Origin of the sequence: Micrococcus sp. KRD070 (genome assembly GCF_017168435.1) — a bacterium.
Classification (GTDB): domain Bacteria; phylum Actinomycetota; class Actinomycetes; order Actinomycetales; family Micrococcaceae; genus Micrococcus; species Micrococcus luteus.
Window position 1 is genome coordinate 15,631 of record NZ_JABFNH010000004.1, and the last position, 22,869, is coordinate 38,499.

At 75.3% G+C, this 22,869-nt stretch carries 19 protein-coding genes and 1 pseudogene; 4 read left to right on the forward strand and 16 right to left on the reverse strand.

The window, feature by feature from the left end; genetic code table 11:
• Together J1M38_RS00930 and J1M38_RS00935 are read right to left on the reverse strand one after the other, a co-directional pair.
• A pseudogene (locus J1M38_RS00930) lies at positions 1-485 on the reverse strand (hypothetical protein); the annotation flags it as partial.
• Entirely contained in the window at positions 482-958 is a 477-nt protein-coding gene (locus J1M38_RS00935) for an NUDIX hydrolase (protein ID WP_101965826.1), read from the reverse strand. The gene J1M38_RS00935 and the pseudogene J1M38_RS00930, both read right to left, overlap by 4 nt.
• 158 nt (positions 959-1,116) lie before the next feature.
• On the opposite strand from J1M38_RS00935, the gene J1M38_RS00940 reads away from it, so the two are divergent.
• Positions 1,117-2,952, forward strand: coding sequence for a hypothetical protein (locus tag J1M38_RS00940; RefSeq protein ID WP_134377067.1), 1,836 nt, complete (start codon positions 1,117-1,119; stop codon positions 2,950-2,952).
• Between the two features lie 59 nt (positions 2,953-3,011).
• Here the strand turns inward: J1M38_RS00940 and J1M38_RS11870 are convergent, their stop codons facing one another.
• The 6 genes from J1M38_RS11870 to guaB form a co-directional block, all read right to left on the reverse strand.
• Positions 3,012-4,247 carry a phosphotransferase gene (locus tag J1M38_RS11870; RefSeq protein WP_134377068.1) on the reverse strand — a complete coding sequence of 412 codons (1,236 nt, stop codon included), beginning with the start codon at positions 4,245-4,247 and terminating at the stop codon, positions 3,012-3,014.
• A gap of 22 nt (positions 4,248-4,269) precedes the next feature.
• Positions 4,270-4,422, reverse strand: a complete 153-nt coding sequence (locus J1M38_RS00950; RefSeq protein ID WP_206501160.1) for a hypothetical protein — start codon at positions 4,420-4,422, stop codon at positions 4,270-4,272.
• 22 nt (positions 4,423-4,444) lie between these two features.
• Entirely contained in the window at positions 4,445-4,993 is a 549-nt protein-coding gene (locus J1M38_RS00955; protein ID WP_036340922.1) for a DUF3817 domain-containing protein, read from the reverse strand.
• Positions 4,990-5,955, reverse strand: coding sequence for an SURF1 family protein (locus J1M38_RS00960; RefSeq protein WP_036340919.1), 966 nt, complete (start codon positions 5,953-5,955; stop codon positions 4,990-4,992). Before J1M38_RS00960 ends, J1M38_RS00955 begins: the two co-directional genes overlap by 4 nt.
• Positions 5,956-6,002: 47 nt before the next feature.
• On the reverse strand, positions 6,003-7,139 hold the full coding sequence (locus J1M38_RS00965) for a GuaB3 family IMP dehydrogenase-related protein (protein ID WP_060974318.1): 1,137 nt from the start codon (positions 7,137-7,139) through the stop codon (positions 6,003-6,005).
• Positions 7,140-7,231: 92 nt separating this feature from the next.
• Positions 7,232-8,776, reverse strand: a complete 1,545-nt coding sequence (gene guaB, locus J1M38_RS00970; protein ID WP_144825269.1) for an IMP dehydrogenase — start codon at positions 8,774-8,776, stop codon at positions 7,232-7,234.
• Positions 8,777-8,961: 185 nt separating this feature from the next.
• Between guaB and J1M38_RS00975 the strand changes: the two genes are divergently transcribed.
• Positions 8,962-10,395, forward strand: a complete 1,434-nt coding sequence (locus J1M38_RS00975; RefSeq protein WP_144825270.1) for a dicarboxylate/amino acid:cation symporter — start codon at positions 8,962-8,964, stop codon at positions 10,393-10,395.
• A gap of 1 nt (position 10,396) precedes the next feature.
• On the opposite strand, the gene J1M38_RS00980 is transcribed toward J1M38_RS00975, so the two are convergent.
• The 5 genes from J1M38_RS00980 to J1M38_RS01000 form a co-directional block, all read right to left on the reverse strand.
• On the reverse strand, positions 10,397-12,022 hold the full coding sequence (locus tag J1M38_RS00980; protein ID WP_313957610.1) for a BCCT family transporter: 1,626 nt from the start codon (positions 12,020-12,022) through the stop codon (positions 10,397-10,399).
• A 447-nt stretch (positions 12,023-12,469) separates the two neighbouring features.
• Positions 12,470-14,077: a chaperonin GroEL gene (gene groL / locus J1M38_RS00985; RefSeq protein WP_123244326.1), complete on the reverse strand. Its 1,608-nt coding sequence runs from the start codon at positions 14,075-14,077 to the stop codon at positions 12,470-12,472.
• 108 nt (positions 14,078-14,185) lie between these two features.
• Positions 14,186-14,482, reverse strand: a complete 297-nt coding sequence (groES, locus tag J1M38_RS00990; RefSeq protein ID WP_002857590.1) for a co-chaperone GroES — start codon at positions 14,480-14,482, stop codon at positions 14,186-14,188.
• Between the two features lie 187 nt (positions 14,483-14,669).
• On the reverse strand, positions 14,670-15,359 hold the full coding sequence (locus J1M38_RS00995) for a hypothetical protein (RefSeq protein ID WP_241246383.1): 690 nt from the start codon (positions 15,357-15,359) through the stop codon (positions 14,670-14,672).
• A gap of 76 nt (positions 15,360-15,435) precedes the next feature.
• Positions 15,436-16,062, reverse strand: a complete 627-nt coding sequence (locus tag J1M38_RS01000) for a GNAT family N-acetyltransferase (RefSeq protein WP_134377070.1) — start codon at positions 16,060-16,062, stop codon at positions 15,436-15,438.
• Between the two features lie 57 nt (positions 16,063-16,119).
• Here J1M38_RS01000 and J1M38_RS01005 point away from each other — a divergent pair, with 57 nt between their 5' ends.
• Both J1M38_RS01005 and J1M38_RS01010 read left to right on the forward strand, forming a co-directional pair.
• Positions 16,120-16,785 carry a 5-formyltetrahydrofolate cyclo-ligase gene (locus J1M38_RS01005; RefSeq protein WP_220482134.1) on the forward strand — a complete coding sequence of 222 codons (666 nt, stop codon included), beginning with the start codon at positions 16,120-16,122 and terminating at the stop codon, positions 16,783-16,785.
• A gap of 88 nt (positions 16,786-16,873) precedes the next feature.
• Complete coding sequence (locus J1M38_RS01010) at positions 16,874-17,152, forward strand: FmdB family zinc ribbon protein (RefSeq protein ID WP_041104378.1); 279 nt, start codon at positions 16,874-16,876, stop codon at positions 17,150-17,152.
• Between the two features lie 20 nt (positions 17,153-17,172).
• Here J1M38_RS01010 and J1M38_RS01015 read toward each other — a convergent pair whose 3' ends face one another.
• From J1M38_RS01015 to guaA, 3 genes are all read right to left on the reverse strand, one after another.
• Complete coding sequence (locus tag J1M38_RS01015) at positions 17,173-17,412, reverse strand: hypothetical protein (protein ID WP_134377071.1); 240 nt, start codon at positions 17,410-17,412, stop codon at positions 17,173-17,175.
• Positions 17,402-21,169 (reverse strand): DUF4011 domain-containing protein, encoded by a 3,768-nt coding sequence (locus J1M38_RS01020; RefSeq protein ID WP_206482075.1) that lies wholly within the window; start codon positions 21,167-21,169, stop codon positions 17,402-17,404. The genes J1M38_RS01015 and J1M38_RS01020 overlap by 11 nt, the downstream gene beginning before the upstream one ends.
• Positions 21,170-21,267: 98 nt before the next feature.
• The coding region (gene guaA / locus J1M38_RS01025) for a glutamine-hydrolyzing GMP synthase (protein ID WP_342214076.1) at positions 21,268-22,869 on the reverse strand (1,602 nt) is incomplete at its 5' end.

Sequence of the window (22,869 nt, forward strand, 5' to 3'; positions counted from 1 at the left end):
TACGCGTCTCGGGGGCTCGGAGAGGTGTATAAGAGACAGGTTGAGGCGGTGGCCGAGGGGGTGGGCGCGGCGTCCGCGGACGGGCCGGCCTCCGTCCCGGTCGGCGTCGACGACGGGGTCGACGTCGGCGTCGACGTCGGGGACGGCGGGGACGGCAGCGCCGCTGCGGGGTCGGCGGCGGCGGCCAGGGCCAGGGTGTCCACGACGGCGACCGTGTCCCCGCCGGCGGCGGACCACGCGGGCTGCTCCACGGCGACGCCGTCCTCGTCCCCCACGGCGTGGCCGTGCAGGCGCAGGTGACGGGCCAGGACCGCCGCGACGGCGGCCTCCAGGCCCTCGCCGCCGTGCACGACCGTGATCGGTGCGCCTGACGCGGAGGGCGTCGGCGGGGCGTCCGCCTGCCGCGCGCACGCCCCCAGCGCCAGCGACAGCGCGAGGGCGGAGGCGGCGAGGGCCGTCGGGCGGCGGTGGGCGGGGCGGCTCACGTGGCCACCCCGGCACGGGCGAGCGCCTCGGTGACCCAGGAGGCGGTGCGCAGCCCGCTGAGCTCCGCGAGGTCGAACCAGCGTGCGTCCGTCGAGGATCCGCCGACCTCAGGGCGCAGGACGCCGCCCGTGATGCGGGCGGTGTAGAGGACCTGCACGGTGAGCAGGGGCAGCGGCTCGCCCCGCAGGCGCTTCTCCACCGGGATCGTCCCGGTCGTGACGCCCAGCAGGCCCGTGAGCTCGGCGGTGTGGCCGGTCTCCTCCCAGACCTCGCGCAGGCACGCCTCCTCCGGGCTCTCGCCGAGCTCGATGCCGCCGCCGGGCAGCGTCCACTGCAGGAACTCGGGCCCCTGCCACGAGCTGAGCAGGACGCGGCCGCCGTCCACGATCAGGGCGTAGGCGCCGGCGCGCGTCTGGAACGGGCCGGCGGGGTGTGCTCCGGCGGCGTCCGGGGCGGCGGGGGTGGTGCTCATGGCTGCGGACTCCTGGCGGCAGTGGGACGGCCCGCGGCGGGCGACGCCGCGGCCCGGCCAGTCTACGAGCACCGCCCACCGCGAACAGCGGCACGGTCCACCGACCCGCGCCCTAGGCTGGATGACCACCCGTCCCACCCCCGGAAGGAGCAGCGCCCGTGGACACCCCGCAGGACCCGCCCCACCGGGACGACCCCTCCGGCGGCCCCGTGGAGCCGGCCGTCGACGCCGCCCTGGACCGGGTGCGCGCCCTGCTCCGGCAGGCCCGCGGCACCGCGGCGCCCGACGCCCCGACCGCCCTGGACGCCCGCGGCTGGTGGGAGCTCTCCCTCGAGGCCGCGCTGCGCGACGAGCCCCGGGAGTCCGCCCGCCTCGCCGACTCCGGCCTCGCCGCGCTCGTGCCCGGCCAGGACGACGTCCGCCTCGCCCTGCTGCGGGCGCTCGCCGTCGCCGCGGGCCAGGTCGGGGACGAGGCCGCCCTGACCCGCTGGGTGGAGGCCCGGGCGGCGCTGCTGCGCCACCTCGGCCGGCCCCGGCAGGCCGGGCTCGAGTCCCAGCTCGGCGCCGCCCTCGTGCGCGATCCGGACACGGTCGAGGCGGCGGTGCTGGCCGGCGTCGTGGAGGACGAGCCGGGCGCTCCCGGCGAGGACCCCGGGGACACCGTCCTGCCCGAGGCCGCCCTGGCCCTGGCCGTGCACCGCGTGCACACCGGGGACCTGGACGCCGCGCTCGAGCTGGCCCGCCGCGTCATCGCCGTCCTGGGCGGGCTGCGCGCGGCCGGTGCCCTGCTGCCCACCGGCTCGTGGTCCAGCGCGCACCTGCTGCTCGCCCGCCTGCACCTGTGGCGGGGCGAGCACGCCGAGGCGGACGCGGCGGCCGCCGTCGTCACCGCGCTGCCCGCCGCCCGGGCCGTCCTGGCCTCCGCCACCACGGTGCGGGCGATCGCCGCCCATGAGCTGGACCGTCCGACGGCGGCCCTCGACCTGGCGCTCGAGGCGGCGGAGCGGATGGCCTCGGTCGGTCTGCGGCGCGGCGCGGCCTCCGCGGCGGCCCTGGCCGGGCGCGTGGCCGGCGACCTCGACGGGTACGAGGAGGTCGCCGTGGCCGCGTGGGAGCTGGCCTCCGTGCACGCGGAGAAGGCCGAGGCGCCGGAGGCCTCGAGCCTGAGCTACTGGTGGGCGCACCAGCTCGTGCTCGCCGGCCGCGCCGACGAGGCCGAGCCCCTGCTCGCCCGGTTGGTGCGCCGCGAGGCCACCCACGGCCGGGACGTCGAGCAGGCCCGCGCCCTCGTGGACCTCGGCCACGCCCACCACGACCAGGACCGCGCCGAGAACGCGCTGCCCCTGTGGCGGGAGGCGGCCGGCCTGTTCGAGGCCCACGGCCAGTGGGAGGACGCCGCGCGCACGCTCCTGGCCGCCGGCGCCCTCGTGAACCGCGAGCGCGACGAACGCACCCGGCCCTCCGCCCTCGACCTGTTCGAGCGGGCGGTCGCGGCCGCGCGCCAGGCGGTGGACGAGGACCCGGCGGTACTGCCGGCCGCGCTGCACGCGCACGGGTACCTGCTGTGCGAGTCCGGCCAGGCGGAGGGCCTCGACCTCCTCGAGGAGGCGCTCGCCCTCGTGCGGTACGCCGGCGCCGACTGGCAGGTGGCCGACTACACGGACACCCGCGCCCGGGCCCTGTGGTCGCTCGAGCGGGGGCCGGAGGCGATCGCCACCGCGCTGCAGGCCGCCGACCTGTTCACCGCCGCCGGGGACCGCGAGGGCGCCGCGCAGGCCGAGCTCTTCGCCGCCTACGTGGTGGCCGAGGACGGCAGCCCCGAGCAGGCCGCGACGCTCTTCCGCCTGGTGTGCGACTCCACCGACTCCACGCTCGTGCGCCTCGGCGCGCTCACGGGCCTGCACCAGTGCCTGTCCGCCCTCGGGGACCACGACGGCGCCGCGCGCGTCCGGGACGAGCTCGACGCGCTCCGCGAGGGGCTCGGCGCGGACTGACCGCCGCTCGAGGCGGCGGCCCGGCGGCCCGGCCCGACTGCGGCGGCCGCCGTCGCGGGTCAGAGGCCGACGCGGGCCAGGGCAGCGTCGGCGGCGGCACGGCGGGCGGACCGCACCGCGCGGGGTGCGGTCGGCTGCGCCGCGAGGGCGGCGAGCACGGTCGCGACGCGGGCGGCCAGCGCCACCTCGTCGACCTCGCTGCGGGCGTGGCGCCGAAACCGTGCGGCCACGGCGCGCAGCGCGGCGCCGCCGGCGCCGAGGTCCGCGGCGCCCGCCTCGAGATGGGCGATCAGGACGGCCCAGTCGTCCACGCGGTGTCCCGTGCCCAGGTCGTCGGCGTCCAGCACGCCGGTGATCCGCTCCCCCGCGGCGTCCACGTGCAGGTTCCCCGGGTGCAGGTCGCCGTGCACGGGCACGCGCGGGCCGGGGTCCCCGGCCGCGAGCGCCGCGCGGATCCGGTCCGCCCGGGCGGCGGCCTCGTCCTGGGCCTCGGGGTCCAGCACGACGGCGGCCCACGTGGCGTGCTCGAGCAGGACGGCGGGTCCGCCGTCGTCCGCGTCGGCGCCCCCGGCCGCCCCGGCCGTGGGGCTGGCCGGGCCGGGGGGCTCCTCGGGCACCGGCGGCAGCCGGTCCAGCAGCGCGGCGACCCGCGCGGGGTCGAGCGCGGCGGCCTCGGGCCCGGCCAGCAACGCCCGCCAGGGCAGGCCCGGCACGCTCGCGAGCGGGAGCACCCCGCGCTCCGGCGCCGCGAGGACGGCGGGCACCGGCACCCCGGCCGCCCCCGCCGCGGCCATGCGCCGGGCAACCCGTGCGGCGCGCGCGGGCGGGAGCACCTTCAGGAACGTGCGGCCCACGACGCCGTCGTCGCCGGTCGCCTCGACGGCCAGGACCGCCCGGTCCCGCGGCCGGTAGCCGCGCCACGTGAGGCGGGCCCGGCCCGGCGCCGTGCCGATCAGGGCCGCGAGCGCGTCCGGATCGGCGGTCAGCGTGAGGCCCGGCAGGACGGGGTCGGCGGGGGCCCACCACCACAGGGTGCCGTCCTCCAGGATCCCGCGCTCGCCCGGGACGGGCGGGCACGCCGCGGCAGGGGCGGCGAGGTGTCGGGGGTCGCGGGCGAGGACGAGGGTGCGGGATCGCACGCGAGCCTCGCCGGCGCGTCCGGTCATCACGTCCAGGTCCAGGACCCGCGCGAGCCGACGTCCCCGCTGCAGGTGCAGGGCGTCGGCTCGGGTGCGCAGCCAGCGCTGGCCCGACGCGCGGACGGCCTGGCGCGCGGCGGCTCGGTCGATGCTCACGGGCGCTCCCGCCCGGCGGGGCTCAGCAGGCCCGGCGCCGCGCCAGGACGTTGTCCAGGTCCAGGGCGGCGATGTCCTGCTCGGCGGCGGCGCTGATCTGATCGTCCGCCGTGCGCGCGGCGTCCTGGAGCCGGGCGTCCGCGCCGGTGGGGGCGTGGGGGGCATTCTGCGTCACCCGTCCAGGATAGTCGAGGCGCTCAGTAGCGCCGCGCGGCGTCCGGGAAGCGGTGCAGCTCGTCCCGGACCACGCGGGTCATGCGCTTCTCCACCACGAAGGACAGGAACGGCACGACGCCGCCGCCGGCCATCGCCAGCAGGCGCAGCGGCTCCCAGCGCATCAGGGACCACAGGCGGAACGAGGCGAGCAGGTACACCACGTACATCCAGCCGTGGGCGATGAGGATGAACAGGGACAGGTTCACTCCCCCGGTCACGCTGTCCGTGGGGTGCAGCCCCAGGCCGTTGGCCTCTCCGTCCAGGGTGGTGCCGCCCGCGTAGAGCTCCACGTGCATGCCGTACTTCAGCACCATCTCCGCCACGAGCAGCAGGAGCATGATGCCGGTGATCCACGCGCACACCACGTAGAGGCGGGTGGCGGAGCGGATCTGCTGCTGGGTGCCGGCGAAACGGCGATGCTCCCGGCCTGGCCGCGGGGGCGGCTCGGGCAGGTCGGCCTCCGTGATGTCCTCGGGATCCGGCAGGCTCGCCGGGTCCACCGGCTGGGGGCCGGGGTGCTGGGTGCTCATCGGCTCTGCTCCTCTCGGGGCCCACGGGGGCCCGGGTCGCGGGGGTCGGGGCGCGCGGCCCCGTCGTCGTCGTGGTCCTGGCGTGGGTGCGCCGCGGACTGTGCCGCGACGGCCCGCTCCTTGGCCTCGCGCGCGGCCGCCCGGCGCCGCTCGAGCTCCTCGGCGCGCCACTGCGCGGCCCACTCCTCGTCGAGCCGGCGCTCGTGCTCGTCCCGGACGTGGTCGTCGCGGACGAACCGCCACCACAGGAACAGGGCGAAGCCGGCGAAGAGCATCCATTCCACGGCGTAGAAGACGTTGAGCCAGATGATCTGGGTCTCCTCCGGCTGCGGGGCCACCCACACCGGCTCGAGCCCGCCGGGGCCGGCCGCGCCCGTCTCGGCGCCCGCGGCGTCGACCATCTCGAACGCCGCGACGTACGCCGCGTAGGACGGCTCGTCCCACACGTTCACCAGCTGGGCCGGGGCCAGGCTGCGGTACAGGAGCCGGTCGGCGGTGTCCTCGGCCGCTGCCTCACGCGGCAGGGGCCCGTCCGGGGGCAGCAGGCGTCCGGTGACGGTGACCTGCCCGGCGGGCGCGGGGTCCACGACGTCGGCGCGGGCCGACCAGCCGCGGACCACCGGGACGACCTCGCCGTCCGGGGCGCCGGCCACCCGGAGGGCCGTGACCGTCCAGTAGCCGTCGCGGCCGTTCAGCAGGCGCGGGCCGACCAGGACGTCCGTGCCGGGCACGAACTCCCCCTCGACCGTGACGACCTGGTCTGCCTGCGAGCCGAGCAGGGCCTCGTAGGGGCGCACGTGCTCCAGGAACGGCACGGCGTGCTCGGTCTGGGTGCGCGGCGGCGGCGCGTTCGTCTCCGCGGACTCGAACTGCCACTTGGACAGCGCCACGAAGACCGCGGCCGCCACGAGGGCCAGCACCAGGGTGGCCAGCCAGACGGGCTTGAGGGCGGTGCGCAGCACGCCGTATCAACTCTTCCGGTCGGGGTGCCGCCATGCGGCGGCGGGGATCAGACGGCCTGGGTGGGGGTCACGAGGACCTCCACCTTCTGGAAGTCCTTGAGCTCGGTGTAGCCGCAGGTGGCCATGGCGCGCTTCAGGCCGCCCATCAGGTTGGACGTGCCGTCCGCGTGGCGGCCGGGCCCCCACAGGACCTCCTCGAGCGGAGCCACCTGGCCCACGTGGGTGCGGTGCCCGCGCGGCAGCTCCGGGTGGACGGCCTCGAGGCCCCAGTGCCAGCCGCCGCCGGGGGCGTCGGTGGCGCGGGCCAGGGCGGCGCCCAGGACGACCGCGTCCGCGCCCATGGCGATCGCCTTGACGATCTCCCCCGAGGTGGAGACGCCGCCGTCGGCGATCACGTGCACGTAGCGGCCGCCGGACTCGTCCATGTAGTCGCGGCGCGCCTCGGCGATGTCCGAGATGGCCGTGGCCATCGGCACACGGATGCCCATGGCGCGGCGCGTGGTGGTGGACGCGCCGCCGCCGAAGCCGACGAGCACGCCGGCCGCGCCGGTGCGCATCAGGTGCAGGGCCGGCGTGTAGCCGGCCGCCCCGCCCACGATCACGGGCACGTCCAGCTCGTAGATGAACTGCTTGAGGTCCAGCGGCTCCTGGGTGGAGGAGACGTGCTCGGCCGAGACGGTGGTGCCGCGGATGACGAACAGGTCCACACCCGCCGCCACGACGGTGCGGTAGAACTCCTGCGTGTTCTGCGGGGTCAGCGAGCCCGCGACGACGACGCCGGCCTCGCGGATCTGCGCGAGGCGCTCGGTGATCAGATCGGGGCGGATGGGGGCCGCGTAGGCCTCCTGCAGCATGCGGGTGGCCTCGGTCCCGGCCGGGCCGGCCTCGAGGGCGGCGATCTCCTCGAGCAGCGGGCGCGGGTCCTCGTGGCGGGTCCACAGGCCCTCGAGGTTGAGGACGCCGAGACCGCCCAGCCGCCCCATCGCGATGGCGGTCTCCGGGCTCATCACGGAGTCCATGGGCGCACCGATCACGGGCATGTCGAACGTGTAGGCGTCGATGCGCCACGTGAGGCTGACATCCTGGGGATCCCGGGTGCGCCGCGCGGGCACCACGGACACGTCGTCGAGGGAGAAGGCCCGGCGGCCGCGCTTGCCGCGGCCGATCTCAATCTGGTTCGTCACCGGGCCAGCCTAGCCCAGGCGCCACGGGGGCGGCTCCGACCGTGTCGTCGGCGCCGCCCCGTCCGGGGGCCCCCCCGGAACCGACGTGCGGGTCAGCGCGAACGGTAGTTCGGGGCCTCGACGGTCATCATGATGTCGTGCGGGTGGGACTCCTTCAGGCCCGCCGCGGTGATGCGCACGAAGCGGCCGTTCTCCTTGAGATCGGCCACCGTGGACGCGCCCGTGTAGAACATCGTCTGGCGCAGGCCGCCCACGAGCTGGTGGACCACCGAGGCGATCGGGCCCCGGAACGGCACCTGGCCCTCGATGCCCTCGGGGATCAGCTTGTCCTCGTCCGGCACGTCCGCCTGGAAGTAGCGGTCCTTGGAGAAGGAGCGCGTGCCGTTGCGGGTCTGCATGGCGCCCAGGGAGCCCATGCCACGGTAGGTCTTGAACTGCTTGCCCTGGTAGAACACGAGGTCGCCCGGGGACTCGGCCGTGCCGGCCAGCAGGGAGCCGAGCATCACCGAGTCGGCGCCGGCCACGAGGGCCTTGCCGATGTCACCGGAGTGCTGCAGGCCGCCGTCGGCGATCAGCGGGACGCCCGCGGGGCGCGTGGCCTTGGCCGCCTCGTAGATGGCGGTGATCTGCGGGACGCCGACGCCGGCCACCACACGGGTCGTGCAGATCGAGCCCGGGCCCACGCCCACCTTCACGGCGTCCGCGCCGGCGTCGACGATCGCCTTGGCGCCCGCGTAGGTCGCGGCCTGACCGCCGATGACGTCGACGTGCGCGGCCGCCTTCTCCTTCTTCAGGCGCGCGATCATGTCCAGCACGCCGTGCGTGTGGCCGTTCGCGGTGTCCACCACGAGGGCGTCCACACCCGCCTCGACGAGCGCCATGGCGCGCTCCCAGCCGTCGCCGAAGAAGCCGACGGCGCCGCCGACGAGCAGCCGGCCCTCGTCGTCCTTCGCGGCGTCCGGGTACTGCTCCGCCTTGTCGAAGTCCTTGATGGTGATCAGGCCGGTCAGCCGGCCCGCATCGTCCACGAGCGGCAGCTTCTCCACACGGTTCTGGGAGAACAGGCGGATGGTCTCGGCGCGCGAGACGCCCTCCTGCGCGGTGACCAGCGGCATGCGGGTCATGGCGGTGTCCACCGTGCGGGTGGCCCACTCCTCGCGCGGGATGAAGCGGGTGTCGCGGTTGGTGATGATGCCCAGCAGCGTCATGTCCTCGGCCACCACCGGCAGGCCGGAGACGCGGTACTGGGCGCACAGCTCGTCCAAGTCCGCGAGCGTGGCGTCGGGGCCGATGGTCACGGGGTCCTTGATCATCCCCGACTCAGAGCGCTTCACGGTGTCCACGTGGCGGGCCTGGTCCTCGATGGACAGGTTGCGGTGGATGATGCCCATGCCGCCCTGGCGGGCCATGGCGATGGCCAGCGGAGCCTCGGTCACGGTGTCCATCGCCGCGGAGACGATGGGGATGTTCAAGCGGATGTTGCGGGTCAGCCGGGTGCCCGGGTCCGCGTCCGCGGGGATCACGTCGGTGGCGTTGGGCAGCAGCAGGACGTCGTCGTAGGTGAGGCCGAAGAAGCCGAAGGGATCCGAGGAGGAGTGGACGGGCTCGGGGCTGGGACCGGTGCTGGTGTTGGTCACGAAGGCGCCTTTCGGGACGGGTGTTTCCGCGATTCTATGCCCGGGGGTCAAACCGGCGACCCGGGTGCGGGCCACGTCACAGGGCCCCCGCGCTGGGCCACGCGGGGGCGAGACGGACGTCACCACGACGTCACATGGCGCAATCCGTTTCGGCGCCGTGGTATTGGACCGCCTAACCTCCCCGGATGAGCACCGCACAGTCCTCCCCCGCACCGGCGCCCCGACGCCGGCTCCCCGCCTGGACGTCGAACTTCGGCTGGCAGATCGCCGCCGCCCTCGTCCTCGGCCTCGTCCTGGGCCTGATCGCCCGCGCGACGGGGCACACCTCCGAGCACCCGACCTGGCTCGGCGAGACGCTGGCCACCGTCGGCAGCATCTACATCAGCCTGCTGAAGGCCACGGTCGTCCCGCTGGTCTTCTTCGCCGTCGTCGCCTCCATCGCCAACCTGGCCCAGGTGACCAACGCGGCCCGCCTGGCCGCCAAGACTCTGCTCTGGTTCGCCATCACGAGCCTCATCGCGGTGCTCATCGGCCTCGCCGTCGGCGTCGCGCTGCAGCCGGGCGTGGGCACCGGCCAGACCGCGCCGGCGTCGTACCAGGCCAAGGACGTCGGCTGGCTCGACTTCCTGACCTCCCTGGTGCCGGCGAACTTCCTCGGCCTGACCGTCAAGACCACGGCGGGCGAGGACGGGGCGCTCGCCTCCTCCCCCACGTTCAACGTGCTGCAGATCCTCGTGATCGCGATCGTCGTGGGCGTGGCCGCGCTCAAGGTCGGCGAGAAGGCCGCCCCGTTCCTCACGTTCTCCCGCTCGGTGCTCGCGATCATCCAGAAGCTGCTGTGGTGGATCATCCGCCTGGCCCCGATCGGCACCATCGGCCTGCTGGGCAACGCCGTGGCCTCGTACGGCTGGTCCACGATGGGCACGCTGGCCAAGTTCGTGGTGGCGATCTACGTGGGCCTGGCCCTCGTGATGCTCGTGGTGTACCCGGTGCTGGCGCGCCTGCACGGGCTCTCCGTCAAGCAGTTCTTCACCGGCGTGTGGCCGGCGTTCCAGCTCGGCTTCGTCTCCCGCTCCTCCCTCGGCACGCTGCCCGTCACCCAGCGGGTGGCCGAGCGCAACTTCGGCGTGCCCACCGGCTACGCCTCCTTCGCCGTCCCGCTGGGCGCCACCACCAAGATGGACGGCTGCGCCGCGATCTACCCGGCCGTGGCCGCCGTGTTCATCGCCCAGTTCTACGGGATCGACATGAGCCTGAGCCAGTACGCCCTCGTGGCACTCGTGTCCGTGCTGGGCTCCGCCGCGACCGCCGGCACCACCGGCGCCACCGTGATGCTCACGCTCACGCTGTCCACCGCCGGGCTGCCCCTCGAGGGCATGGCCCTGCTCCTGGCCGTCGACCCGATCGTGGACATGGGCCGCACCGCCCTCAACGTGTCCGGCCAGGCCCTCATCCCCGCCCTCGTGGCCTCCCAGGAGGGCATCCTCGACCGGGACCGCTACGACGCCCCGCGCGGCGACATCTTCGGCGAGGACGAGGAGGAGATCGTCGAGGCCCGCGCCCACGCGACCGCCGACTCCCGCGCCCAGCTCGTCGGCACCTCGGAGCCGCGCGCCTGAGTCAGCGACCGGACGGGCCCGCTCCGGCGGGCCCGTCCGCGCCGTCCCCCTCGTCCAGGTACTCGCCCAGCACGTAGTCGTCGTCCACGGGGTTCCCGTCCTCGTCCGTGCGGCGGTACCAGTCGGTGATCTCCGCGGCGGTGGAGTCGAATCCCTCGCCGGCCGCGTACCAGCTGCCCGGCGGGGTGCGCTCCACCGTGAACGCGAAGTCGTCCCCGTACTCCACCAGGCCCCGCACCGTCGCCTTCTCGACGGCGGCCCGCTGGTACCGGTCACGGATCGCGAAGGGGTCGTTGGCCAGTTCGCGCTGGAGCGCGACCGCCATGAGGACGAGCACCACGGTGAACGGCAGCGCCGTGATGGTGATGAGGTTCTGCAGGCCGGTGAGCGCGGTGTCGCCGCCGGTCAGCAGCATCACGACGGCGATGCCCGCCATGCACAGTGCCCAGAACACCGTGATCGTGCGGCGCGGGGCCGGGGCGCCGCGCTGCGAGAGCTGCGAGTTCACGATCGAGGCGGAGTCCGCCGTCGTGATGAAGAAGACCGCCAGCATGACGATCACGACCGGGGCCACCAGCCCGCCGCCGGGCAGCTGGTCCAGGACCACCCAGAAGATCTCCGCCGGCGCGGGCAGCGACGCGGCCGTGCCGTCCGGCGCCACGGAGCCCTGCGTCCGCTGCAGCCAGATGGTGGTGCCGCCGATGATCGTGAACGCGCCGACGATCACCGCGGCCGGGATGAACAGGGCGCCGAGGACGTACTGGCGGATGGTCCGGCCCTTCGAGATCTTCGCCATGAACACGCCCACGAACGGGGCCCAGCTGACCCACCACGCCCAGTAGAAGATCGTCCAGCTGGAGAGGAACTCCTGCATGTCCTCCCCCTCGGCCATCGAGGCGCCGAGGGCGTCCGGGGCGGAGGAGACGTAGTCCATCAGGACGCCGGGCACGATGTTCAGCAGGAACGCCGTCGGGCCGACGACGAAGAAGAACAGCGCCAGGCCGAGGGCGAGCAGCATGTTGATGTTGGACAGCCACCGGATGCCGCGGGCCACACCGGACACCGCCGAGAAGATGGTGCCGATCGTGAGCACCACGATGATCCCCAGCGCCACCGTGTTCCCCGGCGCGGACCAGCCCGAGACGATCTGCACGCCGCGGCCGATCTGCAGGGCGCCGATGCCCAGCGAGGCCGCCGTGCCGAACAGGGTGGCGATGATCGCGAGCCCGTCGATCAGGCGCGCGCCGACCGAGTCGCTGCGCTGGGAGTCGCCGAACAGCGGCGCGATGATCGAGCTCATCAGCGGCACCCGACCCCGGCGGTAGGACACGTAGCCGACCGACAGGCCGACGATCGCGTAGATCGCCCACGCGTTCACGCCCCAGTGCAGCGCGGCCTGGGCCAGCGCGCCCGTCACCGCCTCCTCGCTCCCCGCCTCATACGCCCCCGGGCGCGGGGCCAGGTAGTAGGTCAGCGGCTCGTACGGGCCGAAGAAGATGGTGCCGATGCCGATGCCGGCCGCGAAGAGCATGGCCGACCAGCTCGCCGTGGAGTACTCCGGCTTCTCCCCGTCCAGGCCCAGCGGGATCTCGCCGTACCGGGAGAACGCCAGGGCCAGCAGGAACACCACACCATCCCGATGGCCAGCAGGGCGAACAGCCAGCCGGCGTGGAGCATCACCCAGTCGAGGGCCGCGCTCGAGACGGCCAGGACGGCGTCCGGCTGCAGCACGCCCCACACCACGAAGCCGACCACCAGCAGGCCGACGACGGTGAGGATCGCCCGGTCCACGCCGTAGCGCACCCGGCGGTCCTCCACGGACACGCCCGGCACGAGGGCCGGGTGGATGCCGTGCGGATAGGAGAACTCCCGGACGAAGCGGCGCAGCCGTGGCCGGGCCGGGGTCCGGGTCGGGTGGGACCCGGTGGGACGGGGCGGCGTGGGTGTGTCCATGGGCACACCCTAGGGGGCGCCCCGGACGGCGGTCGTCTCCCGCCCGCACGACGACGGCCCCTCACCCGGGCGGGCGAGGGGCCGTCGTCGTCGACCGGCCGCGTCAGGGCCGACTCAGGGGTCAATGCTGGTGGTCGGCCTCGTCCTCCTCGGCGGGCTTGTCCGCCACGAGGGTCTCGGTGGTCAGCACGAGGGCCGCGATGGAGGCGGCGTTGGCCAGCGCGGAGCGGGTCACCTTGACCGGGTCGATCACGCCGTCGGCGATCAGGTCGCCGTAGACGCCGGTCTTCGCGTTGAAGCCGTGGTTCGGCTCCAGCTCGGCGACCTTGGAGACCACCACGTAGCCGTCCTCGCCCGCGTTCTGGGCGATCCAGCGCAGCGGCTGCTTCAGGGCCTTGCGGACGATGTCCACGCCCACGGCGGCGTCGCCGGTCAGGGCCTGGACGTCGGCGTCGGTGTCGAGCGCGGTCAGCGCGTTGATGAGCGCGGTGCCGCCGCCGGCCACGATGCCCTCCTCGAGGGCGGCGCGGGTCGAGGACACGGCGTCCTCGATGCGGTGCTTGCGCTCCTTGAGCTCCACCTCGGTGGCGGCGCCCACGCGGATCACGCCGATGCCGCCGGAGAGCTTGGCGAGGCGCTCCTGGAGCTTCTCGCGGTCCCAGTCGGAGTCGGTCGCGGCGGCCTCGGCCTTGATCTGGGCGACCCGGGCCTCGACGTCCTCGGCCGCACCGCCGCCGTCGACGATGGTGGTCTCGTCCTTGGTGACGGTGATGCGGCGGGCGGAGCCGAGCACGTCCAGGTCGGCCTGCTCGAGCTTCATGCCGAGGTCCGGGGAGACGACCTGGGCGCCGGTGAGGATCGCGATGTCCTGCATCATGGCCTTGCGGCGGTCGCCGAAGCCCGGGGCCTTGACGGCCACGACGTTCAGGGTGCCGCGGATCTTGTTGACCACGAGGGTGGACAGGGCCTCGCCCTCGACGTCCTCGGCGATCACGAACAGCGGCTTGTTGGCCTGCAGGACCTTCTCCAGCAGGGGCAGCAGCTCCTGCACGTTGGAGATCTTGCCCGAGTTGATCAGGACGTAGGCGTCCTCGAGCACGGCCTCCTGACGCTCGGCGTCGGTGACCATGTACGGGGACAGGAAGCCCTTGTCGAACTGCATGCCCTCGGTGACGTCCAGCTCGGTGGAGGTCGTGGAGGACTCCTCGATGGTGATGACGCCGTCGGTGCCGACCGTGTCGAACGCGCGGGCCAGCAGCTCGCCGACCTCGTCGTTCTGGGCCGAGATGGCGGCCACGTGGGCCACCTCCTGGCCCTCGACCGGGCGGGCGTTCTCCTGCAGGCGCCGCTCGACGGCGGCCACGGCCACCTCGATGCCCTTCTTGACCTCGCCCGGCGCGGCGCCGGCGGCGACCTGGCGCATACCCTCGTTCACGAGGGCCTGGGCCAGCACGGTGGCGGTGGTGGTGCCGTCGCCCGCGATGTCGTTGGTCTTGGTGGCGACCTCCTTGGCGAGCTGGGCGCCCATGTTCTCGTACGGGTCCTCCAGCTCCACCTCACGGGCGATCGTGACGCCGTCGTTGGTGATGGTGGGGGCGCCCCACGCCTTGTCGAGCACCACGTTGCGACCCTTGGGGCCGAGGGTGACCTTGACGGTGTCGGCGAGCTTGTCGATGCCGGCCTGGAGGGCGCGGCGTGCGTCGTCGTTGAAAGCCAGCTGCTTGGCCATGACGGACGCTCCTTTCGTTCAGGGAGTCAGGGGGTGCGGGGACGCGAGGGGCCCGGGGCGCGCGCACCGGTGCGGTGCGCGCCGCTCACCGGGCCCGTCGCGGCGGGGTCACTTGGTGACGACGGCCAGCACGTCGCGGGCGGAGAGCACCAGGTACTCCTCGCCGCCGACCTTGACCTCGGTGCCGCCGTACTTGGAGTACAGCACCACGTCACCCTCGGCGACGTCGACCGGCACGCGGTTGCCGTTCTCGGCGACCCGGCCCGGGCCCACGGCCACGACCTGGCCCTCCTGCGGCTTCTCCTTGGCGGTGTCCGGGATCACGAGGCCCGACGCGGTGGTCTGCTCGGCCTCCAGGGGGCGGACAACGATGCGATCCTCAAGGGGCTTGATGGAGACAGACATGCTGCACACTCCTTCTTCGTCGACGTGCGGCTCCGGCGGGCTCGCCGGACCGCTGATGCTGTGGTCTGCGGGTGCGCCACGGGCGTCAGACCCTCCGTCGTCGCGGTGCCGGACGGTCCACCTCGGGCATTGGCACCCGGTACCCCCGAGTGCCAGTGCCCACTCTACTCCGGGTTCTGGCACTCCTTCAACATGAGTGCCAGCCGTGTCCCCGCCGTCCGCCGTGGGCGGAGGGCGCGGGGCGCGGTGCGGTGGGATGCCGCGGCGCCTCGGTCTCGAAGGCCAGCACGGTCTCCAGCACGCGGCGGTCCCGCTCGGGGTCCGCGGGCGGGGCCTGCCGCTCCTCGGCCGCCGGGGCGGTGGGGCACTCCGGGACGACGACGGCGGCGGCGGGCCGGGCGCGACGGGTGCGGTCGCGGACCGCGAGGGCCCGCAGGCCGGCCAGCCCGGCCACGGCGAACAGGAGCGACCAGCCTGCCAGGGCGAGCGTGCCCGCGCCGAACGCGGCGGCGAGACCGGCCACGAGGAACACGAGCAGGGCCACGAGGGCGGCGAGGAACAGCGCCGTGCGCCCCCACCGGATGTGCAGGCCGGTCCGGCCGCGGGCGGCGCGCGCCGCGTCGGCGGCGGCGCTCAGGCGGCCCGAGAACCGGGCGCTCAGGGCACGGACGGCGGGCGAGCTCTGCAGACGGTGCATGAAGGACCTCGGCATCGACGGGCGGGCGGGGGCGGACGCGAGACGATGGCGGCGCAGCACGAGCCGCCAGGCCAGGAAGGCCACGAGGGCCACGATGACCAGCGACGCGCTCACCCGGGCGTCGGCCAGCGCGTCGAGCGCGGCCTGCACGGCCCTTGTCGGCGCGGTGGTCTCGTCCATGCGGTCAGCCTAGCGCCGGGGGCGGACCAGTCCGGCCATCGGGGCGTGTCCGCACGCGGCGTGTCCCGTCGGCCGTTCAGGGGCGCGGCCGGGTGGCCAGCCACCGGGCCAGCAGGCCGTCGGGGACCTCCTCGGCGGTCACCGCGAACGTCCGGTGGTCCCGCCAGGCGCCGTCCACGTGCAGGTACGCGCGCCGCAGGCCCTCGTCGCGCAGGCCGAGCTTCGCCACGACCCGCAGGCTGGCCGCGTTCTCCGGGCGGATGTTGACCTCGACCCGGTGCAGACCGGCGCTGCGGAACGCCCAGTCCGTCGCCATGGCCACGGCCGTCGGGGTCAGCCCCCGGCCGGCCTGGCGACGGTCGATCCAGTAGCCGATCGAGCCGGAGAGCACCGAGCCGTACTGGATCCCGCCCAGGGACAGCAGCCCCACCAGGCGGTCCCGGTCCGGGCGGTCGTCGTCGAGGACCATGCCCCACGTGTAGGCGCTGCCGTCCCGGCCCTGCCGGCCGTGCCAGCGAACCATCTGCCCGAACGACGCCGGGCCCGCGCCCGGCACGGGGCTCGTCGCATCCCACGGCGTCAGCCACTCGCGGTTGTGCGCCCGCTGCTCCTCCCACGCCTCCCGGTCCCGCCTCCGCAGCGGCCGCAGGGCGAGGGTGCCGTGCCGCAGGGTCACGGGCCAGGGGGAACGCTGCCAGGACATGGCGTCGATCCTATGCGCGGCCGGGCGCGGCACCGGTGCGGCGGGCATCATGGGGACATGCGCACTCCCCCTCCCGTGCCCGAGCCCGCCGCCACGGGCCCCGTCGCCGGCGTCGACGACGTCGTGGACGCCAAGGCCGCCCTGCGTGCCCGCCTGCGCACCGCCCGCCGCGACCGCTCCCCCGCGCGCCGCGCCGCCGAGTCCGCGGCCGCCGTCGAGCACCTGTGGGCGTGGCTGGGTCCGCGCGTGGCCGCGGCGACCGCGGACGGGACCGCCCCGGTGGTGGCCACCGTGCTGCCGATGGCCACCGAGCCGGACACCGGTGTGCTGCGCACGCGCCTGCTGGCCGCCGGGTCGCGGGTGCTCGTCCCCGTGATCGAGCCGGAACGCCGCCTGAGCTGGACTCCGTGGCACCCGGAGGTCGCGACGGCGCGCGCGGCGAACGCCCCCGTGGACGAGCCCGTGGGCGAACGGCTCGGGACCGACGCGCTGGCGGCGGCGACCGCGGTGGTCATGCCGGCGCTCGCGGTGGCCGAGGACGGGATGCGCCTGGGCCAGGGCGGGGGCTACTACGACCGCTTCCTCGCCGAGCTGCCGCGGAGCGTGCCGACCGTGGCCCTCGTGTTCGAGGACGAGCTGCTGCCGGCGGGCGCCATCCCTGCCGAGCCCACGGACCGGCCCGTGGACGGCGTCGTCACCGCGGCCGGGCTGCGCTGGGTCTGAGCCCGGCCCGCGGCGCGGAGTAGCATCGGGGGTCGGATCCCCCCAGAACCGCGCGCCCCGGCGCGCCCCGAGCGAGCTGGAGCTGAGCATGCCCACCTACGCCTACCGCTGCAAGGACTGCGGCCACGCCTTCGACGTCGTCCAGGCCTTCACCGACGACGCCCTCACCGAGTGCCCCGCGTGCGGCGGCGTCCTGCGCAAGCAGTACGGCTCGGTCGGCGTGAGCTTCAAGGGCTCCGGGTTCTACCGGACCGACTCGCGCTCCGGCACCGGGGGCACCGGCTCGGCCGGCGGATCGACCTCGGACTCGGCCGCCGGGTCCTCGACGTCCTCGACGTCGTCCTCGTCCTCCGCCCCCGCGGACTGACCCGGCCGCATCGGGCCGGCTCAGCCCCAGTGGGGCGGGCGCTGCTCGCGCAGCCAGCGGTCGCGCTCGGCCTCGGCCGCACCGGTCTCGACCCCGGCCTCATGTCCGGTCGGCGCGGTCGCCGGCGACGTCCCGGCCTGCCCGGTCAGCCGGGGCATCCCGGGCAGGCGCGGCTCGCGGCCGTCGGCGGTGGCCGGGCCGGTGCCCGGGGCGTCCGCCCGGCGCGGGCCGCGGCGGCGCGGCGCGCCGTCAGCGGGCATCGTCGTCGGTCTCGTCGGTCTCGTCCGTCTCGTCCGCCGGCTCCACGCCCAGCCGGTCGGCCAGCTCGCGGGCCACGGACTCCGGGTCCGCGAACACGTCGATCGACCACAGGGTCCGGGGCTCCCAGCCGCGGGCCTCGAGCCCCTCGGGCAGGGTCCGCGAGCGCTGCCGCACCGTGAGGGCGCGGTACACCTCGCCACCGTCGCCGGCCAGGGCCAGCGGACGGGGCGCCTCGTCCGCGCGCGGATCGAGCACGGCCAGGTCCATGACGCCGGCGTAGCGGGGCAGGACCCGGGCGCCGTGCTCCTCGAGCCGGTCGCGCAGATCGGCCAGCAGCGGATCGCCCACCATGCCCACGGGGTCCGCGGCGTCGTCGCCCAGGTAGGCCTCGAGCAGCCGCAGGAACCAGAGGGCGCCGCCGTCGAGCCGGTCCTCGTCCAGGTCCGCGGCGCGCAGCGCCGAGACGAGGTGCAGGCGCCGGCGGGCGCGGGTGAGCGCAACCGTGACCATGCGCTCGCCGTCCGGGTCGGAGAAGGCGCCGAAGTGGTGCACCACGCGGCCGTGCGGGGTGCGGCCGTAGCCGGGGGTGAGGATCACGGCGTCACGCACCACGGAGGCGGCGCGCACGACCGGCACGATCACGAACGGCTCGGCGTCGGCGGCGTCCTCGCCGCGGCCACGGGCGAGGAACTCGTGGGCCCACGGCGCCTGCGCGGCCGTGGCCTGCACGGCGGCGGCCACCCTGCGGGCGTGCTGCTCGGACACCGTGACCACGGCCAGGGACTGTTCGGGCCGGTCGCGGATGTGCTCGAACACCCGCTCCACGGTGCGGGCGACCTCGGCGTTCGTGGACTCGACCACGTCGCCGCCGGTCATCGGGATGCCGGTGCCCTCGGGCAGGTACTCGGCCGTGACGGCACGATCCCGGCCGGTGGCCTCGCCCGCGGTGGGCAGCGCGTCCAGGGCGCCGTCATAGGCGAGCGCGGAGAGCAGGCGCACCAGGCGCCGCTCGAGGGGGCGGTGCACGGTGCGCAGCGGCAGGGTGGGCAGCACCTCGTCCAGCGCGTCGTGGGCCGAGCGCAGCGGGCGCAGGGGCCCGGCGGTCGCCGTCGGGTCCACGGACACCTGGAACGACTGCGGGCGCCCGATCACCGGGTCGCCGAAGGCCACCACCTGGGGGGCGCGGGTGAGCGCGCCCATCGCGGTGGCCAGGGCGGTCGCGTCGGCCTCCAGCAGCACGACGACGTCGGCGCGCCACTCCGGGGGGAACTCGGACAGGGCCATGGGCGAGGTGGTGACCACCGGCACGAGCGGCTGCAGGAGCTCGGGGGTGATCGTGGCCAGGGACTCGACCGTGGGGCTGCCCTGCTTGAGCAGGGTGCGCAGCACGGCCGCGTCCGCGCGATAGGTGCGCAGCGCCTCCCGCCAGCGCGCGGCCAGCGCGGCGGAGAGCCGGGCGCCGCCGCGCTCGAGATGGGCGCGGTCCAGGTCGCGGAACCCGCGCTCGACCTCCGCCAGGTCCGTGCCGCTCATCATGGCCAGGAAGTCGTCCCCGGAGATCATCGCCTCGAGCGCGGACTGCCACCACGCCAACTCGAGCTCGGCGGTCAGGGCCTCGGTGGGCACCTCGCGGTCGCGCAGGTCCTCGAGCAGCTCCGCCAGGCCGTGGTCGCGCAGGCTGTCCAGCACGAGGGTGCGCTCGGGCAGCGTGGCCAGGGTGTCGCGGTCCGCCACGAGCCCGTCGACGGCGGCCACGAGGTCGTCCACGTCCCGCTCCTCCAAGGGCGCCTCGGCCACGGCCTCCGGGGCGAGGACGCCCTCGAGCCGGCGTAGGCGCTCGCGCACCTGGCCGACCTGGCCCATCACGTGCTCGCCCTGGTCCGGCACCTGCGGGGGCGTGCCCGGCTCGGCGGCGTGGCGGTTCCAGTCCTCCAGGACGGCGGCGGCGTCCACGAGGGCGCCGTGCAGGTCCGTGGGCTGCACGCCCGGGCGGACCGCGTCCTTCGCCGCGCGGCGCAGGCGGGACCGGGTCACCGAGGACATCTCGACCAGGTGGAGGCGCCGCCACGAGCTGGTGGCGGTCGCCGCGACCAGCTGGGGCACGTCGAGGGAGAACACCTCGGGGGTGAACTCGGTGAGGGTGCGGGCCACACGGCGGTAGAGGTCCGCCTGCTCCGCCCAGCCGGCCACCGTGCGCTCGGGGCGCAGGCCGGCCTGGGCGGCGGCGGTGTCCACGGCGCGCCGGGTGGTGTGCAGGGCGGCCGCCAGCTCGTCGGCCAGCTCCGAGGCGGCCTCGGTCTCCTGCACGTTGCGCACGCGGGCGCCGAACCAGCGGCTCTCGGTGGCGGCGGCCGAGAACGCGCCGAGCTCCCCGGCGCGCACGAGCTGCTCGCCCACGGCCTGCCGGTTCACGGTGGAGTCCAGCACGGAGCGCTTGAGGCGCACGGTGGTGGCCGGCGGCGTCTCGAGCCCGGTCAGGGCGGCCAGGGCCTGCATCGCCTGGAACGGCGAGCAGCCCCAGCGGGGGCGGACGTGGTGCAGTGAGCCGACGTGCTCCTGCAGCCGGCGCCGTCGTTCGGTCAGGGCGGCCTCGTCCCGGGCGGTGTCGGGGTCCACGGCCCGCTCGGAGCGCAGGACGGCCTGCACGAGCTGGCGGCGGAGCAGCTCGGGGTCCGCGTTGGCGGGCACATCCAGCGCGATCGAGCGCAGGTCCGCCTCCTCGAGGCGGTCGAGCACGTCGGCCAGGGCGGCGGAGCGCTCGGCCACGACCAGCACGCGCCGACCCTCCCAGGCCAGGCGCGCGGCCAGGGCGGCGGCGGTCTGGGTCTGCCCGGTGCCGGGGGCGGCCGCCACCACGAGGGACTCCCCCGCCGCGGCGTGCTCGAGCACGCGTGCCTGGGCGGCGTCGACGTCGACGACGAGGCGCTCGTCCGCCGGGGCGACGTCATCCTCCGCGGGCGCGCCCGTGGGCTGCAGCGCCGCCGGGCGGGGCACCATGCCGGTCCCGGCGTCGTACAGGGCCTGCACGACCGGCAGATCCTCGAGGGAGGCGGGCAGGGAGGCGGTCTCGCCGAGGTCCGCGAACGTGGAGACGAGCAGGCAATCCTGGATGTGCAGGTCCGCGATCGCGGCGGTCTCCTCGCGCAGGCGGGCGAACGCGGGGGCGGGCTCGAGGCGCGCCGTGGCGTAGGCGGCCTGCTGGTACGCCTCGGGGTCCAGGGCGATGCCGTGGTGCCGGCGCAGGTTCCGCACGAGCGCCGGGTTCAGGCGGGCCGGCTCGGTGATCTGGACCTCCAGCTCGTCCCGGCCCCGGGCGCCGCGGCGCACCGTCAGGGCCACGCGGGCCAGCAGCACGGGGGCGGAGCGGCGCTCCCGCCGGCCGTCCTCCTCGGCCGTCCACGTGGCCACGCCCACGGCGAGCGCGCCGACGTCGATGCCGCGCTCCTCCGCCAGCTCGCGGACCTTGGCGCGCAGGCCGAGGGAGACCTCGTGCGCCGCGTCCAGCACCGGGCCGGCCGGCAGCAGGGTGGACAGGCGGGTGCGCCGCCCCAGCAGCAGCTGCGAGACGCCGGAGGAGTTCGCCTCCGTGAGGTCGATGCTGTTGGCCGCCGAGGGCGCGAACCGCAGCATCGTGTCGTTCTCGGCGCCCGAGCCCAGGGAGGACACCCAGGCGGCCGGGTCGGGGCGGGTCTGCCCCTCGTCGGGGCGTGCGGCGGCGCGGGCGCGGGCCAGGCGCGGGAACTCCTGCTCGGTCACGTGCGTGCGGTCCTTCCTCCGTCGCCTGGGTCCAGGCGGTCTTCGTGCGGACGGCCGCCCCGGTCAGGGGCGGCCGGATGCGGCGCCGGACGCGCCGCTCACTCCCACTCGATGGTGCCCGGCGGCTTGCTGGTCACGTCGAGCACGACGCGGTTGACGCCGTCGACCTCGTTGGTGATGCGGTTCGAGATGCGGGACAGGACGTCGTCCGGGATCCGGGCCCAGTCCGCCGTCATGGCGTCCTCGCTGGTGACGGGGCGCAGGACGACCGGGTGGCCGTAGGTCCGGCCGTCACCCTGTACGCCCACGGAGCGCACGTCCGCGAGCAGCACCACCGGGCACTGCCAGATCTGGCGGTCCAGCCCGGCCGCGGTGAGCTCGGCGCGCACGATCGCGTCCGCGCGGCGCAGCAGATCCAGGCGCTCCTGGGTGACCTCGCCGATGATGCGGATGCCCAGACCCGGGCCCGGGAACGGCTGGCGGTGCACGATGCCCTCAGGCAGGCCGAGCTCGGCGCCCACGGCGCGGACCTCGTCCTTGAACAGCTCGCGCAGCGGCTCGCACAGCTCGAACTCGATGTCGTCCGGCAGGCCGCCCACGTTGTGGTGGGACTTGATGTTGGCCGCCCCGTCCCCGCCGCCGGACTCGACGACGTCCGGGTAGAGCGTGCCCTGCACGAGGAAGCGGACCTCGGTGGCGTCCGGGTCGTGCTCGGACTCGAGGACGATGTCCGCCTGCGCCTTCTCGAAGGTGCGGATGAACCGCTCGCCGATGATCTTGCGCTTGGTCTCGGGGTCGGTGACGCCGGCCAGCGCGGACAGGAAGTCCTCGCGCGCGTCCACCATCACGAGGCGGGCGCCGCCGTGGGCCTCGCCGAAGGCCTGCTCGATCTCGGCGGACTCGCCCTCGCGCATGAGGCCGTGGTCCACGTAGACGCAGGTGAGGCGGTCGCCGATGGCGCGCTGCACGAGGGCCGCGGCCACGGCGGAGTCCACGCCGCCGGACAGGCCGCAGATGGCCCGCTTGTCCCCGATCTGCTCGCGGATGCGCTCGACCTGCTCCTCGATCACCCCGCTGGCCGTCCAGTCCGAGCCCAGGCCCGCACCCACGTGCAGGAACTGCTCGAGCACCCGCTGGCCGCGGGAGGAGTGGCCCACCTCGGGATGCCACTGCACGCCGAAGATGCGGCGCTCGCGGTCCTCGAACGCGGCGACGGGGGCGCCCGCGGTGGAGGCCGTCACGGCGAAGCCCTCGGGCGCCTGCGTCACGGCGTCCCCGTGGGACATCCACACGACCTGCTCGAGGTCCTGGCCCGCGAACAGCACGGAGTCGGCGTCCACCGAGTCCAGGCGGGTGGAGCCGTACTCCCGGGTGCCGGTCTTGGCCACGGTGCCGCCGAGGGCGTGCGCAATCGACTGGAAGCCGTAGCACAGGCCCAGCACGGGCACCCCGGCCTCGAGCAGCGCCGGATCCAGCTGCGGGGCGCCGGGCTCGTACACCGACGACGGCCCGCCCGAGAGGATCAGCGCCGCGGGCTTGCGCTCCAGGATCTGCGCCGCCGGGGTGGAGGCGGGCACGACCTCGGAGTAGACGTTGGCCTCGCGCACACGACGCGCGATGAGCTGTGCGTACTGGGCGCCGAAGTCCAGCACCAGCACCGTGGGCATCACGTCGCTGAGCGGGGCGGGGGTGTCGGGGTG